14 protein-coding genes are annotated in these 17,044 nt (G+C 40.0%); 8 read left to right on the top strand and 6 right to left on the bottom strand.

Translation table 11 applies throughout. The features are described 5' to 3' along the window. The first annotated feature begins 44 nt into the window (after positions 1-44). Together CW745_RS08220 and CW745_RS08225 are read left to right on the top strand one after the other, a co-directional pair. Entirely contained in the window at positions 45-1,172 is a 1,128-nt protein-coding gene (locus tag CW745_RS08220) for a hypothetical protein (RefSeq protein WP_101108168.1), read from the top strand. Between the two features lie 409 nt (positions 1,173-1,581). Beyond that, positions 1,582-2,676 (top strand): lipid A deacylase LpxR family protein, encoded by a 1,095-nt coding sequence (locus CW745_RS08225; protein ID WP_101108169.1) that lies wholly within the window; start codon positions 1,582-1,584, stop codon positions 2,674-2,676. A 269-nt stretch (positions 2,677-2,945) separates the two neighbouring features. Here CW745_RS08225 and CW745_RS08230 read toward each other — a convergent pair whose 3' ends face one another. The 5 genes from CW745_RS08230 to CW745_RS08250 all read right to left on the bottom strand — a co-directional run bounded on the left by CW745_RS08230 (position 2,946) and on the right by CW745_RS08250 (position 9,000). After that, positions 2,946-3,155 carry a hypothetical protein gene (locus CW745_RS08230; RefSeq protein ID WP_101108170.1) on the bottom strand — a complete coding sequence of 70 codons (210 nt, stop codon included), beginning with the start codon at positions 3,153-3,155 and terminating at the stop codon, positions 2,946-2,948. Positions 3,156-3,302: 147 nt separating this feature from the next. Further along, complete coding sequence (locus CW745_RS08235; RefSeq protein WP_101108171.1) at positions 3,303-4,181, bottom strand: LysR family transcriptional regulator; 879 nt, start codon at positions 4,179-4,181, stop codon at positions 3,303-3,305. 354 nt (positions 4,182-4,535) lie between these two features. Further along, a complete protein-coding gene (locus CW745_RS08240) occupies positions 4,536-5,588 on the bottom strand; it encodes an acyltransferase (RefSeq protein ID WP_101108172.1) in 1,053 nt (350 codons plus the stop codon). 5 nt (positions 5,589-5,593) lie between these two features. Continuing rightward, a complete protein-coding gene (locus tag CW745_RS08245) occupies positions 5,594-6,946 on the bottom strand; it encodes a hypothetical protein (protein WP_101108173.1) in 1,353 nt (450 codons plus the stop codon). Beyond that, positions 6,946-9,000 carry a PA14 domain-containing protein gene (locus CW745_RS08250; RefSeq protein ID WP_193755566.1) on the bottom strand — a complete coding sequence of 685 codons (2,055 nt, stop codon included), beginning with the start codon at positions 8,998-9,000 and terminating at the stop codon, positions 6,946-6,948. Before CW745_RS08250 ends, CW745_RS08245 begins: the two co-directional genes overlap by 1 nt. A 295-nt stretch (positions 9,001-9,295) precedes the next feature. On the opposite strand from CW745_RS08250, the gene lepA reads away from it, so the two are divergent. From lepA to pdxJ, 6 genes are all read left to right on the top strand, one after another. Continuing rightward, complete coding sequence (gene lepA / locus CW745_RS08255) at positions 9,296-11,092, top strand: translation elongation factor 4 (RefSeq protein ID WP_101108175.1); 1,797 nt, start codon at positions 9,296-9,298, stop codon at positions 11,090-11,092. Between the two features lie 203 nt (positions 11,093-11,295). Further along, the gene (gene lepB / locus CW745_RS08260; RefSeq protein WP_101108176.1) at positions 11,296-12,216 is read left to right on the top strand and encodes a signal peptidase I; all 921 of its coding nucleotides are present in this window, start codon (positions 11,296-11,298) and stop codon (positions 12,214-12,216) included. A gap of 8 nt (positions 12,217-12,224) precedes the next feature. Further along, positions 12,225-12,908, top strand: coding sequence for a ribonuclease III (gene rnc / locus CW745_RS08265; protein WP_101108245.1), 684 nt, complete (start codon positions 12,225-12,227; stop codon positions 12,906-12,908). Next, a complete protein-coding gene (gene era / locus CW745_RS08270) occupies positions 12,905-13,807 on the top strand; it encodes a GTPase Era (protein WP_101108177.1) in 903 nt (300 codons plus the stop codon). The genes rnc and era overlap by 4 nt, the downstream gene beginning before the upstream one ends. A 158-nt stretch (positions 13,808-13,965) precedes the next feature. Further along, positions 13,966-14,670, top strand: coding sequence for a DNA repair protein RecO (gene recO / locus CW745_RS08275; protein WP_101108178.1), 705 nt, complete (start codon positions 13,966-13,968; stop codon positions 14,668-14,670). A gap of 9 nt (positions 14,671-14,679) precedes the next feature. Next, the gene (gene pdxJ, locus CW745_RS08280) at positions 14,680-15,417 is read left to right on the top strand and encodes a pyridoxine 5'-phosphate synthase (protein ID WP_101108179.1); all 738 of its coding nucleotides are present in this window, start codon (positions 14,680-14,682) and stop codon (positions 15,415-15,417) included. Positions 15,418-15,496: 79 nt separating this feature from the next. On the opposite strand, the gene CW745_RS08285 is transcribed toward pdxJ, so the two are convergent. Next, on the bottom strand, positions 15,497-17,041 hold the full coding sequence (locus CW745_RS08285) for a phospholipase D family protein (RefSeq protein ID WP_202973178.1): 1,545 nt from the start codon (positions 17,039-17,041) through the stop codon (positions 15,497-15,499). Between the last annotated feature and the right edge of the window lie 3 nt (positions 17,042-17,044).

Below are 17,044 nucleotides of genomic sequence, written 5' to 3' on the forward strand. Positions count from 1 at the left end.
GCCACTATTTATTTCGTTTGATATAACAGTAAAGGACTACTGATATGCAAGGCATTACTGCTTCCCTGAACAATTGGGTAGCTCAATCAACCGAGGGCAAACAAGCCTATGTAACACTCGCTGGATTGGCGATATTATCGAGTATTATTCTGTTTATTCCATTTTGGATAGCGGGGGATTTCGACACTGTTTTTCGTCAGTGGGACGGCCCTAATTATGCTTACGTTGCAAAAACTTTATACGATATTCCTGCTGATCACCCTTTAACGCCTTACGGTACTACGCAGGCCTATTTTGCCTGTCATCTACCTATTTATCCGATGACCATTCGCTTGTTTTCCTTTATGGGATACAACAATGCGATGATTTTTACTACCTTGATGTACACAGTATTAGCCACGTTAACTTTTTATCAGCTACTCAAAGAGACCAAAGCGGTAGAAAGTCCAATGTGGTCGGCATTTATTAGCTTATTTATTCCTGCGCGTTATCTGCTTACACACAGTATTGGTGCAACCGAAAGTACCTTTTTATTCTTCACCTTTGCGTCTTTACTTTCATATCACCGTGGCCACTATATTTTGGCCTTTTTCTTCGGTGGAATGATGAGTATAACCCGTATTGTAGGTATCTTAATTGGTGGTGCCTATTTCATTATGTTGGTTAAGGAGCGTAAATGGAAAGTGTTACCTTGGCTGTCGATTGGTGCCTTGCCATTGTTATTAACCTTTACTTTCCACCATTACCAATTTGGTGATTTTTTTGCCTATTTTAGTTGGAATAACTCATTGATCCATGGCTCTCCTGTTGATATCTTTAAATATTATGCATCGAGCGGTAACGCGCAGTCAGCGGAGTTTTACCTCGTCATGTATGGAATTTATGGTTGTGGTGTCGCGATGTTATGGCGTAAACAGCTGTTCTTTTGGTATGCCGCTATTATGTATACCTTCTGCCTATTTATTTTCCACCAAGATGTAAGCCGATACCTTATCCCTATCGCACCATTAGCCATTGTAATTGCCTACGACCAAATACTGACCCGTAAAGAGGTGCGTATTGTGTTTATACCATTACTGATCTTGGTGTATATCTACGTATTTAATATGATGCATCATAACTTGATTGTGGAGTGGGTATTTGAAAATCTACAGAAAACCTTAGCCATGTAAGTGCTATCATCTATTGATATTTGTCGTTTAAATTTTGTATTGCGTGGTATTGATGAAGTCATTACAGAAATAGCTGATCTCTTTTGCTGGTTAAAGAAACTTACCTCTCCCTTGAAACTTTCGTAAAGGTAGCAATCATTTACGTCAAATTTCGCCTTGAGTTAAGTCACTTTTCAACGCAAAATTTAGATCACATACTTAATTCGATTGGTATTAATTAAAAAAAGGGCACTTGGTGCCCATTATTTTGTCACTAATATAATATTAGTCGGCTCATCACTTTTTAAATAAAGTCATGACCTGACCATTTATTTTATAATGCTTGCTGGCTCGATGTCGCTGGGTGATGGAAATGGGATAAATAGGTACCGATTGTATTTGGAAAGTTGCCTCGTTAAAGGATGACATTATGATTCATAAAACAAAAGCTAAATTAGTTTACCTTACCTTGTTAACATCCACCTTGATGCTAACGCATGTTTGTTTTGCACAGGAGATAAATGTAAAACAAGAAAAGAGTAAAGTAACAGAGTCCAAGCAAGCTGAACGCCCCCTCCAAACGAGCAGTGACATGTGGGTCGCTTTTACCTTAGAAAACGATATGTTTTCTATTAATCATAAAAGTGATGATGGTTATACCAACGGCGGTATTATTGCTTGGGGCTATGATACTAAAAATAGTTTTGAAGAAGTCGACATGCCAAATTGGATCCGTGCTCTCAGTAGTTGGACCTATCTAAACGATAAAAACCGTGAACATTTTTCAATTAATTATTCCATTACTCAAAAAATATATACACCTACTGACTTACAGGAAGAACAGCTGATAGAAGATGATCGACCCTATGCCGGAACATTAACATGGACAACGCGAATTCATAGTTTTGATCGTAACATTGCCAACAGCTTAGGCTTAACACTCGGTATCGCAGGCCCTGCTTCATTAGCAGAGCAAACGCAAAAGGTGATACACCAAATGACTGATTCTGAACAGCCACGTGGCTGGGATAATCAAATCTCCAACGAGTTAGTGTTTCAAATTGATGCCGAGCATATTCGTCGTTTGTATCATTATAACTTAAGCCGATCACTTCAATTCGATACAAATTTTTACAATAGCGCTGCGCTGGGGAACTTAAAAAGCAATGCGACAACCGGGTTGTCTTTTCGAATCGGTAGTAATCTAGTAAAAAGTTTTGCTTATATAACGCCTGCGCCTGCGCGAGCTGTTAATAATTTTGAAGGTAAAAGTGACTTTAACTGGTCTTTGTCTGCCTCTGCTTTTGGGTCTTATGTTTTTAATGATGTCTCTATTGATGGTAATACCTTTAAAGAAAGTCATACTGCTGAGTTAACTAACACTCAAACACTGTTGAGTTTAGGTTTAACACTAGATTGGGGGGATTGGGGGATAATATTTTCTACACAAAAAGCCAGCGATGCATTCGAAGGGCAACAAGGCGGTGGTTATTTCGGCGGTGTAAATATCGCTTATCATTTATAAGCTTTAAGGCGATTAGCACGAAAAAAATGGGCCTCAGGCCCATTTTTTGTATCGGAATTAGCAAGTAATATGGTAATACCAAATCCACTAAATAACTGTTCAATCTTACTGGTTAAAAGAAGCTATTTCAGCGTTAAAAATTTCGTAAAGGGAACAACCATTTGCATCAATTTTCGCCTTGAACTAACTCCTTTTTCCTGCGTAATATTTGATCACTATATTAGCGGAATTGGTATAAATCCTTCTTGTGATTTGTTCGATAAACTCATCTATTTATTATTTTCAGCTGCAATTTTAGCAATGCTATCGTAGGTTATTTTACCTGTTGCAACGCCTTGAACAGCTTCATTAGTAGATAAACCTGCTGCAGTTGCTTTCTGGATAAGATCGCCATTTAAGCCTGCATTTGACTGTGAAGAGCCTGTTGCGAAAACTGAAGTTGATAATAGAGCGAGTGTTATAAAGAGTATTTTTTTCATGTTCTTCACCTTTGTTTGTTAGTCGATGAAGATAATATACTGAGACATTGATCAAATAAGTAGGAAAGCCGGCATTTCCATTTTGGCAACTATGCTAAATACTAATCCGAATTAAACATTGGGAAATAATAGCTGTAAATCTGATGCTTATTGATGGTTAATTATTTTCTCACTTAGTTTAAATAACCATTTCTTTTGCGGATCATTCTGTTTTACTCGGTGATAAATCATCGCTAAGTTGAGGTTAAAATCAGAAAGAGAAGGCAATTCGATGGCGCGACAACCTTCGGGAAACTGCTGTCCCATGGTCACAGAATAGATATCAGAAGATCTGACCAGATTTTCAATCGCAAGCGTATTCTCGATTTCACCATGGCAGATAACCTTATTGCCTATTGCATTGAGTCGTTGCAATAGTGGATAACGAAAATGATCTTGGCTTGCATTACCTGTTATAACTAATGGAAATGCTTGTAGCTCTTGAAATGTGTGTGCGGGATGATTATTACGCACGAAAAAAGTAGGGGAGATATCGCAGATAGTTTTTTGCATCATTACTTGCGGCAGCGTTTCATCATAGGCGTTAAAAAGCACAGCATCTTCGCCAGCAATTAAGCGTGATCGCGCTTCTAAGTTCCATTGACGTATGAATATTTTCGCCACTGGCGCTTGTTTACGTATTTCTAGGTATAACTTATCTGCAAAGCGGTCTAAAAATAATGGTGCACCATATATGATGATATCTTGTTTTAATGTTTGCGGATTAAAGCTCGTATGTTGGATAGCATCAAGGTTTGAAAGGATATGCTCAAAATAGCCTATATTATCCTCCATAAATGGAGTCGGTTCAAAGCCACTTTTAGTTTGTACAAACAAGGGATCTTCAAAATGAATTTTTAATTTTGAAAGAATTTTGCTGATTGCACTAGAAGATTTATCAAGTGAGTTAGCCACCAATTTTACATTGCTTAATTCATACATTTTAACCAATACATCAATACTTTGAATATCTAAGTTATTACGCATCACTACATCCTTATAACGCTAACGGTAGTACTGCTTATCACCCTAGCATTATTTTACAATTTGCTCTAATGACACTGCACCTTTTTAATAAAGTGCTTATCGCCAAATATCATTATTGTTTCTGATTTTTAGGTGTGATTGTGCGAATAAATACTAATCAGCAAAACACTGCGTATAGTTTTAAACCCTTGTTGATTTGAGAGTGAGTGCTAAAAATTGACAGAAGATCTGATGGATATAACGTAAGGTTAATTTAAAGATACAAGTGGGTTTTAGCATCAAATGCCCATCAGCCCTTAACTGACAGGCATTTACTTTCTTCCCCTTTTTTATAAGGACCTACAAACTTCTTTACTATAAAAGCTTCAATCTTTTTGCCCCTTTTATCATCCACTTCTGACCCGGTTTTTCGACCAGATAATAGGTGAAAACTGACAGTGGAATAAGCGCACCAAATACCCATAAAAGGGTGTTGGTAGTAAATCCGTAGTGTGGAATATGTAGTGCTTTATATAAAGCCAATAACCAGAAATGGTTAAGGTAAATAGAGAAGGATAGGGTACCTAAGTAATCTAAACGAGTGATGCGAAAAAGATCGCTCAACCAGCCTGCTTGAAATACAAACACCAAGATAGTGATTGAAAATAGCATGGGGGCGATAAAGTCGGTGCGTGCACGAATATTGGTATGCACCATGAGGTAAAAGCAGGCCACTAATAGCGCAATTTCAATCACGGTCATGATAAGTTTTTTCGTTATCGGCCGATAGTTGGGTGTAGGCATCTGTTCAATGGCACGATAGGCGCGATAGACCACCATGCCTAAAAAGAACCCCGCAAAGCAGTGTACTAAGCCTGCATTGAGATATCCCCATAAAAGGTGAATATGCAGGTCTAAATGATGGTATTGACTACTTAATAAAATATAACCCGCCAGTGATAAAATGAGTAATAGCAGCGTATTACCCTTTTTAGCGACATACGCAAATACCACTAAATTAACCCAAAACTCAACACTGATGCTCCAGCTCGGCTCATTCCAAGAGAGCCAGTAGTTAGTAAAGCCTGTATTTTGAATCAGGAAGAAATGCGACATAAAGCTTAGTGTTGCACCATCACCAAAGTTTGGCATGCTATTGGTGGCAAGGTAGACCGCTAAAATAGTGAACAGGGTGAAGATATGCAATGGCCATAGTCGTGCTAAACGTAAAAGGGTAAATTGCGTTAAGGTTGTTTGGCGATGGTCGCTATTTTGTTGCTCATCAAAGTAACGAAAGCTGAGGATAAAGCCACTTAAAATAAAGAACATATCAACAGCAAGGTAACCCGGCCACCCAGGACTGAGGTGAAAAAAAACCACGATTAAAGCTGCCAAACCACGCAGGGCATCAAGTGAATAAAAACGCATTTAAATTATCTACCTTTTTGAATGAAAAAACGGAATAACAGTATTAATAGGAGTATTGCTACCATGGCACTGCTCGCAACGCTAAAGAAAGGCAACATATCAAGGTGGTAACGATGCAGTTCGCCCATGTATTGCAGTAGGGCAAAGCGTGGCAAGTTGCAGTATAAAACTCCGCCTAAGGCACCAAATAACGTCACGATAAATGAATAAGTGGCTAAAGCACTATAACCAATACCAAAGCTAAGGGGATCTCGATTTAATAATCGCGTCACTATGCCAGCAAGCCCAATGGTGAAAAAGGGAAGCAGTGGAATCAAATATCGTGGGCCATATTGGCAAGTGCCTAGTGTTTCAATATTAAGCAGATAAAATAGGTGTAGCAGAATAGCTAAAAATATAAATACACGAGTTTGCAATGCTAACTGCTTAGTCCACATAAAAAAGGCAAAACCAAGCATTAATAGCGGTGAGTAGTACCAAAGACTCAGTCCACCGATTCCAAAATAGGCGTTTAAGTGATGACTAAATTGCGCCCAACTAAAGTTAAAAAAGGTATCTGCATAGTTGCCCGCGACATTGGCTTGCGTTAATGGGCTACCAAAATAGTAACCGTTATAGATAGCCAGTGGTAACAGCCCGAGTAAAAAACCACATCCAGTAGCAATACTATTGTTTATTTTAAAACGACTGATTGAATATAAACCGATAGCCGCCACTATCAATGCTGGTAGCATCGATACAAAAATCGCTAAGCCTAAAAATAGTCCCGCTAAAAAGGCAAGCGGGTGTCGTGTATTGTCATATTGAAGGGCATTTTTCTCGATGCAGTACAGCGCATAAATTATCAAGCTACTGGCCATAATGTCGTGGTGCTCAATGCCTGAAAATATCAACCAAGGACTAGCGAAAGCCAGTGGAAAAAGTGCAAATAAGCTGACTTGTGGGGTAAAACGCCATAACAATAAGGTTTTATAAAGTAACATTATGGCGAGTGCGGACATGAAACTGGTTGAAAAAAAGGTTACCAATGAGGCGGTCAAATCGTAGTTGTCGTTGTAGTTATAACCGAGTGCGCGAATCGCAAAATAGGGGATGGCTGCGAGTGTAAATTGTCCCGGTTGTTTAGCTGCAAAGCGTTGTCCATCTTTCCAGAATACATCTCCAAGCGGTTGTAAATTCGGATGTTTACTGTGTCCAAGTGTGTAAGTGCCATGTTCAACAATGGCATCAATACCCATTTGCTGTAGGTTAAAAACACGTTGGTCTTGCAGGTTGATGGTAGCGCCAATAAATAACCATGAAAGGAAAAATAGTGCGCTAGGAACAGTAAATAGCGCCTTAATTTTAGTTAAACGCATTATTCTTCATCCTTTAACTTTTTAGGGTGGAGCGATGTGCTTGGGATGTTTTGCAATTTCCCTTGCGGTGTTTTATAAAATAGGCGGATAGTTGCTCCTCCCATTGCTTCCATGTAATCCACTTCGATGCGATGATATCCCGCCTTGAAATGGCGTTTATTGTGTTTTCGTTCAACACCATGAAAGCCCCAGTTATCAATTAAGATACGATCATCAATATACAATCGTGCGCCATCATCACTTTCGAGCACAAACTCATATTCTCCATTCTCTGCTAAGTGAATAAGTCCTTGCCACTGCACTGAAAAGTTATCGCTCTGAGTAATACCATCGGGAGATTGATAACCCCAATCGACATTGATGCCGGATTCAATGCGTTTAAGAATGGTCTTTTTAAAATCTAAGCCATCAAAATAGGTCGTCAACAGTCCTGTTTGTTTCATCCTATATGCTTGTAAATTAATATTTAGCAGGCCTGTAATGACTTGATCTTGTTCATCTAAATAAATCCGTTGTAGCACGCCAAACTCGCGATTAGGACGATAGAAATACTCATAAAAGGCGCGATCAGGATAGTGTTTCATCAACGCTTGATAGTTACCATTTAATGATTGTGCGATAAGCACCTCATTACTGAAGTCGAGAGCGTTTCGAGTTAAATCAACGGGATGCATTGTGCCTGAATGTGAGGTTAAGAACACCACTGCGTTGTCTAATTGCGCATCATCAATCGTGCGAAACAGGTTAGTGCGCTCAAATATTTGCTCTTGAAAATAATCAGAAGCTTGCACTAATTGTTTTAGTGAAAGGGTCGAAAAAATGAGGGTAAAGGCGTAAAACAAGCCTTTTGCGTAACGATTTTTAGCGTGTAGTAACGATAAAGAAAGTGCGCTTAACAGCGCAATGGGCACGTAAAAAGCATAAAAATAGCGTGGCCCATATTGATTTGCTGGAGGACCGCCATATAAGAGGTAGATAATAATCACAGCAGGAATGCTTGCCAATAATGCGATGATTAAACTTCTGTGTCTATTCACTTTGGCATCTTTGCCTTTAAATAAACACAGTGGTAATAATAAAAGCGCCCAGGCCCAAACAAACCAATTAAACAGCAGAGCAACGTTTGGCACTGTGCGTTGTAGATAGCCGACCTCCCATATTTTGCTAAAATCAAAGCTATCTCCGTGTTCTGTATGTACTTGGAAGATGAAACGCGTACCGGAATCATGAGGATTATAAAATTGATAAGCGGTGGTTAATACATCACCGGTTAAATGTTGGTTATAGGCTAATAAAGGCAGTAAAAAGCAGAATGCGCCTGCACAAAATAATGCTATTTCTCTCACTAATGTTTGTAGGTTAAAACGTTGTTGCTGATTTAACTGATAGAGATAATAAACCAGTAGTGGCAGTAAAAAAGGTAGCGGATCTAAGTAGCGGGTGATTAATGCAAAACCAAAAGCTAAACCGCTATAAAAGAGCAATTTGTTACCTTGCTTTGAGCCTTTTTGTTGCACGCTATTAAAAAACAGAAACAGTGCTAAACCAATAAAAAAAGCGTTGACCGTGTGCGAGAAAAATGAACCCGATGTTAATAAAAACCAAGGGTTAAGTAGTGTTAGTAATACCGCAATCCAGCCGACTTTCGAGGAAAAGTAACGCCTGCAAAAATAAAATAACAGCAACACTGTCGCTGCACCAAACAGCGCATTAACAGTCCAATAAAGCTTGATAGCAAAATGTTCCTCTATTAAAGCCGCTGGTGCTAATAACAATGAGTAACCAGGAGGGAAGCGACCATAATAACGTCCCTCATTCTCACCAATATGAACTAAGTAAAAATACGGTTGTAAGTGTTCGTTAGCGACACTTTTAGGGTGAATGTCGCTATACACTTTTCCTTGAGCAAAGTTTTTTGCTTGAAATACATAGGCGTATTCATCTGCTGAGTTTGGGAAGTGTTGAATAACGTTTTTGGCGATAAACGCAATCACAAAAAACGAGACGACAAAAATCATCAAGCCGATTTTTATCGATTTTGAAGTTACAGGCATTTTCCTTTCCATCCATGGAATGCGTATTGGTTGATACGCTGATTGTTCTCGATACTATGTTTAGCATTACTGTTCGACCATCCTAGTCTGTCAAGATAATATCATGCCTAAATCAATGATTGCTATGCTATTAGTCCACTTTTGTCGTGTGGATTTGAAAACAAAATAACGGTGCGACGGGCTAAGTGTGATAAAGATGGTGATTCTGTTATAAATTGGATAGAATGACCGCCATTTATTGACGGTCATCAAGACGCCATTTTTATCATGTAACAACACAGGTATTTTACGCTTCATGAAGAATATTCGTAACTTCTCAATTATTGCCCATATCGACCACGGTAAATCGACACTATCAGACCGCTTAATTAGCACATGTGGTGGATTAAGTGACCGTGAAATGGAATCTCAAGTTTGTGATTCAATGGATATTGAACGTGAACGTGGTATCACAATCAAAGCACAGAGTGTGACGCTAGATTATAAAGCGCAGGATGGTGAAACTTACCAACTTAACTTTATCGATACTCCAGGACACGTTGATTTCTCATACGAAGTATCACGTTCGCTGGCCGCTTGTGAAGGTGCATTATTGGTTGTTGATGCCGGCCAAGGCGTAGAGGCACAAACATTAGCTAACTGTTATACCGCGCTAGATATGGATTTAGAGGTGGTGCCAATCTTAAACAAGATTGATTTACCGGCTGCAGAGCCTGAGCGTGTTGCAACAGAAATTGAAGATATTATCGGTATTGATGCTTCAGAAGCGGTACGTTGTTCTGCAAAAACAGGTTTAGGTATTGATTTAGTTTTAGAAGAGATTGTACGCGCAGTACCACCGCCAGAGGGTGATCTTGATGCGCCACTGCAAGCGCTGATCATTGATTCATGGTTTGATAGCTACCAAGGTGTTGTATCACTGGTACGTATTAAACATGGCCAAATTAAAGTTGGCGACAAGATGAAAGTAATGTCTACCGATGGCGTTCACCTTGTCAGCAAGGTTGGTTACTTCACACCAAAACAGTATGAAACAGGCGTATTAAAAGCCGGTGAAGTAGGTTACGTGATTGCTGGCATTAAAGAGATCTTAGGCGCACCCGTGGGTGATACGTTAACCACGGTTAGCAACCCAGCAGAGGAAGCGTTAGGCGGTTTTAAACGTGTGACACCACAGGTTTATGCAGGCCTTTTCCCGGTGAGTTCTGACGATTATGAAAACTTCCGTGATGCCTTAGCAAAATTAAGCATTAATGATGCTTCGTTATTCTTTGAACCTGAAAATTCATCGGCATTAGGTTTTGGTTTCCGTTGTGGCTTCCTTGGTCTATTACACATGGAGATCATTCAAGAGCGTTTAGAGCGTGAATACGATATTGATCTTATCACCACAGCGCCAACGGTAGTTTATGAAGTAGAAACCACTGATGGTGAAGTGCAGTACGTGGATAGCCCTGCTAAATTACCTGCGGTTAACAATATTCATGAAATTCGCGAGCCAATCGCTGAGTGTAATATGCTGGTACCACAGGACTACTTAGGTAACGTAATTACCCTATGTATCGAAAAACGTGGCGTACAAACCAACATGGTCTATCACGGTAATCAAGTGGCATTAACTTACCATATCCCAATGGGTGAAGTGGTAATGGACTTTTTTGACCGCTTAAAATCTACCAGTCGCGGTTATGCTTCACTTGAATATAACTTTATTAAGTTTGAAGTCGCGGACATGGTACGTGTTGATGTACTGATTAATAGTGATCGTGTTGATGCATTAGCATTGATAACGCATCGCACTAACTCAGAAACATACGGTCGCCAATTGGTTGAGAAGATGAAAGATCTAATTCCTCGCCAAATGTTCAACATTGCAATACAAGCCGCGATCGGAAGCAAAATCATCGCACGTTCAACGGTTAAACAGCTAACGAAGAACGTATTAGCGAAATGTTATGGTGGTGATATCAGCCGTAAGAAAAAGCTCCTCAAGAAACAGAAAGAGGGTAAAAAGCGAATGAAGTCAGTTGGTAACGTTGATATTCCACAAGAAGCGTTCTTAGCAGTGCTGCATATAGGTAAAGATAAATAGTGGTAATTATTCAGGTCGCAGCTATTTAAGTATATTTTCTCGTCGAAAACGCACATTTAAACGATGTTTTTTCGTCTACAACGATATATCTAAATCGACTCGCCCTGAGCACTTATTGGATAAGCGTCAATAAGTATGCCTCATCTAAATAATGCGTTGATTTTTAATCAACGCATTTTGTGTTTTGAATATAGGAAATAAAAATGGCAAATACATTTGCACTAATTTTAGTTATTTTGACATTTGTAACCGGGATAGTTTGGGTTATCGATAAACTTAAATGGGGACCCGCACGTAAAGCTGCGCGTCAAGCCGCACAGGATCAAGCAGAAGTTGGACTTGATGAAAAAACACTGGCTACAATCCATCCTGAAAATGTACTCATTGAAAACGCTCGTTCGCTTTTTCCAGTGATTGCGGTGGTATTTGTATTACGTTCTTTTTTATATGAACCTTTTCAAATTCCATCTGGCTCGATGATGCCAACCTTGTTAGTAGGTGATTTTATTTTAGTAGAGAAGTTCTCTTATGGGGTAAAAGAGCCGGTATGGCAAAACAAGTTAATTCCTGTTGGTGAGCCTAAGCGTGGTGATGTTGCGGTATTTAAATACCCTGAAGATCCACGTGTTGATTTTATTAAACGAGTGGTTGGTTTACCGGGCGATAGTATTGTTTATAAAGATAAACAGCTTTACCTTAAGCCTGCCTGTGAATCACAGAACTGTGGTAACTACAAAGCCTTAGACACGCAGCTATTAGGTAAAGAAACCTTCAAAGATCAACCGGGTATGGTTGAGGTATATAGCGAAATTTTAGGTGAGGTGGCACATCAAATACTTATCTCTCCTCATATTCCAGATCGTGCAGCAAGCTTCTACCAGCAAAGCGATGTGAAAACCTATCAATATGAATGGATTGTTCCTGAAGGCCATTACTTTGTGATGGGCGATAATCGTGATAACAGTGCCGATAGTCGTTTCTGGGGATTTGTGCCTGAGCAAAACTTAGTCGGTAAAGCGGTCGCAACGTGGATAAGTTTTGAATTCTATCGTGATCCAAATGGCTTATTGCCAACGTGGGTACCAAGTGGCGTACGTTTTGAACGTATTGGAGCAATTAAATGAGCGACAATATGAAAGACAATGAACTAAAACGTTTAGAGAAGCGTATTGGTTATCAATTCAACGACTTTTTACTGTTAAAGCAAGCATTAACGCATCGTAGCGCATTAGGTGCGCACAATGAGCGTTTGGAGTTTTTAGGCGACTCTATTTTGAGTTTTGCGATTTCAACGGATCTTTACTTACGTTTTCCTAAGGTTACCGAAGGTGATTTAAGTCGTATGCGTGCAACCCTTGTCTGTGGGAAAATGCTGGCAGAAATAGGTCGAGAGTTTAACCTTGGCGATTGTTTAATATTAGGCCCTGGTGAGCTTAAAAGCGGTGGTTTCCGTCGTGAATCGATTATTGCAGATGGCGTTGAAGCAATCATCGGCGCAGTGTTCTTAGATTCTGATATCGATACTGCGAAAGCACTGATATTGCGCTGGTTCGATAGTCGTTTAAAAAACATTAAACCGGGAATTAGCCAAAAAGACCCGAAAACTCGTTTACAAGAACATTTACAATCTCGTAAGCAACCGCTGCCTGTCTATGAAGTATTAGAAGTGAAAGGTGAAGCACATAACCAACAATTTACCATGGCATGTATCATCGATGGTATTGACGCGGTGCAGGGCGTTGGCACTAGTCGCCGTAAAGCTGAGCAAATGGCCGCAGGCAAAATGTTAGTGGCACTTTTGGGAGAAACAGAATGACACAGAAATGTGGATTAGTTGCGATTGTGGGGCGCCCTAATGTTGGTAAATCAACGTTAATCAATGCGCTACTTGGCCAAAAGGTGAGTATCACATCGCGTAAAGCACAAACTACCCGTCACCGTATATTAGGTATTGATACAGATGGCGATTATCAGACTGTTTTTGTTGATACTCCCGGATTACATATCGAAGAAAAACGTGCTATTAACCGTTTAATGAACCGTGCAGCGTCAAGTTCGATTAATGATGTTGAGATGGTTATTTTTGTCGTTGAAGGAACGCACTGGAACGAAGACGATGAGATGGTACTGAGCAAGTTTGAATACCTGAAATGTCCGGTTATTCTTGCGGTGAATAAAATCGACAATGTCGAAGATAAAGAGTTATTGTTGCCACACTTAGAAGAGCTAGGAAAGCGTTACAACTTCAAACATATTTTACCAATGTCGGCGAAGAAGGGCGATAACATCGAAAAGATTCGCCAGTGGTCTCAAGAAATTCTACCGGAGTCGGAGTTCTACTTCCCTGAAGATTATATTACTGACCGTTCATCACGCTTTATGGCATCAGAAATTGTGCGTGAAAAATTAATGCGTTTCTTAGGCGATGAGCTCCCTTATTCGGTGACCGTTGAGATAGAGCAATTTAAGCAGCAAGCTAATGGTATGTTGCATATTAATGCACTGATTTTAGTTGAACGTGATGGCCAAAAACGGATGGTTATCGGTAATAAAGGCGAAAAAATCAAAGCTATCAGTATGCAATCTCGACTTGATATGGAAGAGTTGTTTGATGCAAAAGTCTTCCTTGAGGTTTGGGTGAAAGTGAAAACGGGTTGGTCAGACGATATGCGAGCATTGCATAGCCTTGGCTACTCTGACGACTATAGTAAATAAGCGCGTCGATATTTAACACAACTCTGCGTTGGAAATACTCATTTGCAGTAGCAAACTGCGTATTTCCGCCTTGATTAGTGATAAATCTCTTTGCGCTTAAATTACTATTTAGGAATGTTGATTGCACAATTTATCATCAGCTAAGAGCTTTCCAATTTATGTCCATTGAGTGTCACAACGCTTTTATTCTGCATCGACGGCCCTATCGAGAAACGAGCCAGTTACTGGATCTCTTCTGTCAGGATGTGGGCAAAGTTAGCCTTATTTTTAAAGGTGGCCGTAGTGGTACACGGATGCGTCGAGGCTCTGCACAGCCCTTTACCTTGTTGCAAGCAACCTATTTTGGTCGTGGTGATCTAAAAACCGTAAAATCCCTTGAAGCTAAAACTCAGGTTGTTCCATTGGCGGGTAACCGCTTGTACATGGCGATGTATATTAATGAGCTTTTGTATCGCTTGTTGCAAGCAGAAACGGCCTGTGATGGGCTGTTTAATAGTTATCAAGATACACTGCTAGCGATTGCAGGCGATGACGATCCGCAGATAGCATTGCGTAATTTTGAGTTAACCCTATTGGAAACACTAGGATATGGTGTTAATTTTGAGGAAGATATCTACAGTGGCGAGTTATTAGAGTGTGGGTTCGAATATCAATACCAGCAACAAGCTGGGTTTTTTGCTAAACAAGCGATTCATAACAAACAACATATTTATACAGGAGAGCAGATTCAAGCACTCGCTGAACGCAACTTTTGTGAACCAGATACGATACAAGCCGCTAAACGTTTTTGTCGGCAAGCATTAGCCCACCTATTGGGCGGAAAACCATTACATAGTCGCGCGCTGTTTAACAGTGCGAAATAGAGGAAGTCCATGAGTAAATTATTATTAGGCGTTAATATCGACCATATTGCAACACTGCGAAATGCACGTGGTACTTGTTATCCTGAGCCTGCTCATTTAGCTGCTGTTGCCGAAACAGCGGGCGCGGATGGCATTACTATCCATTTACGTGAAGATCGTCGTCATATTAAAGATCGTGATGTCGCCGTCTTAGCACAAACCTTACAAACACGTATGAACCTTGAGATGGCTGTTACCGATGAGATGGTTGAGATTGCCATTAAAACGCAACCTGCTTTTGTCTGTTTAGTACCGGAAAAACGTGAAGAGCTGACCACAGAAGGTGGCTTAGATGTTGTTGGCTCTTTTGCTAAGGTCGCCGATGCTGTCGCGCGTTTGAATGCTGCCAATATTCAAGTATCCCTGTTTATTGACCCTGAAAACGATCAAATTGATGCCGCTATTAAAACTGGTGCTGCATATATCGAACTGCATACAGGACAATATGCAGATGCAGAAACCGAGGAAGTTGAGCTAGCTGAGTTAAATCGTATTGCCTTAGCTGCGACTTATGCATCGAAGGCGGGTATTAAAGTCAATGCTGGCCACGGTCTTAATTACCACAATGTAAAACCAATTGCGGCTTTACCTGAAATTATTGAGCTTAATATTGGTCATGCGATTGTCGCACGTGCTGTGGTTGATGGTTTTGCATCGGCTGTGACCGAAATGAAACGTCTGATGATTGAGGGAAGAGCAGGGTTGTAAGTGCTTACTCTTACTTTCTTTATTTAGATTATTAAAAACCTATCAGCCATTGGTTGATAGGTTTTTTTATGGCTACGAATTACAGTATGCTTTTAGGCACAATACGGCGCGTTTTTACTTTTAAGCGTGTACTGGTTTTGACTAAATGATCTGGATTCCATGTTAATGTTGTTTGCCATGCATTTTCGGGTTGCATCTCAACCAACATTCCCGCTTTTACCTGTTTTGCAATTTTAGTCGATGGAATTACTGTAATGCTCTCGGTATTGAGGTTTGCGCTACGTGGATCTAAATTGAAGGTTGCGATGACGGTAATTTCATCATCAATCACCATCGATTTTGCATGTAGAGTAAAGATAGGTGGTGTGGTTAATTGACGGTGCATCTCCTCTGACATCACCTTTTTCCTAATTTGCGCATCGGGCTTAAATTCATAAATTTCGACACCAATTTCAAGTAGTGATTTGCGCACGCGCTGATAACCATTAAAGGCTTCAAAGTTATCATTAGAAGCAAGGCTATTGGTGAGGATTTTAATGCTAACACCATTGTCGATAAGCTTTTTAAACAAATTTTGACTGAGATCGGTAGTGATTAAGTAGGGGGTTTGAATAGTAATCGAGTGTTTTGCACTTTGTGTCAGTTCGATTAATCGTTTGGTTGATAAACCGCCACCTGCAAGAAATTGGCTTTGATCATTTTTTCCCGGTTTGTCAGAGACATATTCGATATCATCTAACCAATGCAGTTGGTCGCTATTTTGAATCGCTTTGATAGTCGCGGGCATATTATGAATTTGTGCGCGAATTTCTGGTAGAAAGTTGATTGGATCACAGGCGTATTGATGTAATGGCGTATAGTCTGGTTTTTTATATTTCTGTTTAACCAAATTAGCCACCGGTACGCTGAGCGGGTTATCCCAGAACTCATCAAAAGAGCCTTGTACGCGACTTACTTCGCCACCAATCAGTAACACATCCCTGTCTCTAAAATTAAACCCGTGATCGTAGCCAAAATATTCATCGGCAATATTACGGCCACCAGTAATTGACACTTTGCCATCGACGGTGAATGTTTTATTGTGCATACGTTGATTAAAACCGTGGAAGTCAGTGACTAAATTACCCAGTTTTTGAAATATATTCTTACCGACATTAGCCATCGGGTTATATATGCGTACCGACAAATTTTCGTGGGCATCGAGTTGCAAAAGTTCATCTCCCTTAGCATCAATCATAATATCGTCTACTAATAAGCGTACTTTGATACCACGGTTTGCCGCTTGTACTAAGTAATCTGTGGCGATTAAACCAATGTTATCTGTTGAGAAAATAAAGTATTGAATATCGATACTTTGTTCGGCGTATTCGGTTAGCCATGCTCTTGTTAACAGCGCCTCTGTACTTTGCTCTAATATGTAAACCCCGGTTTTATCTTTCATTTTATTGGCAATGGGCGCTAGTTGATCGGTTAAGCTGGTGGCGGGTTTATGGGTAATGGTGGCACAATGATCAACAGTCACCTCTGGCAAGCGTTGCATCGTGTCATCACATGCAACAATCGATAACAGTAATACGCTGATTGAGAAATATTTAACGAAGTGGGGGAGGTGGTGTTTAAACATTGT

Origin of the sequence: Psychromonas sp. psych-6C06 (genome assembly GCF_002835465.1) — a bacterium.
Lineage (GTDB): Bacteria > Pseudomonadota > Gammaproteobacteria > Enterobacterales > Psychromonadaceae > Psychromonas.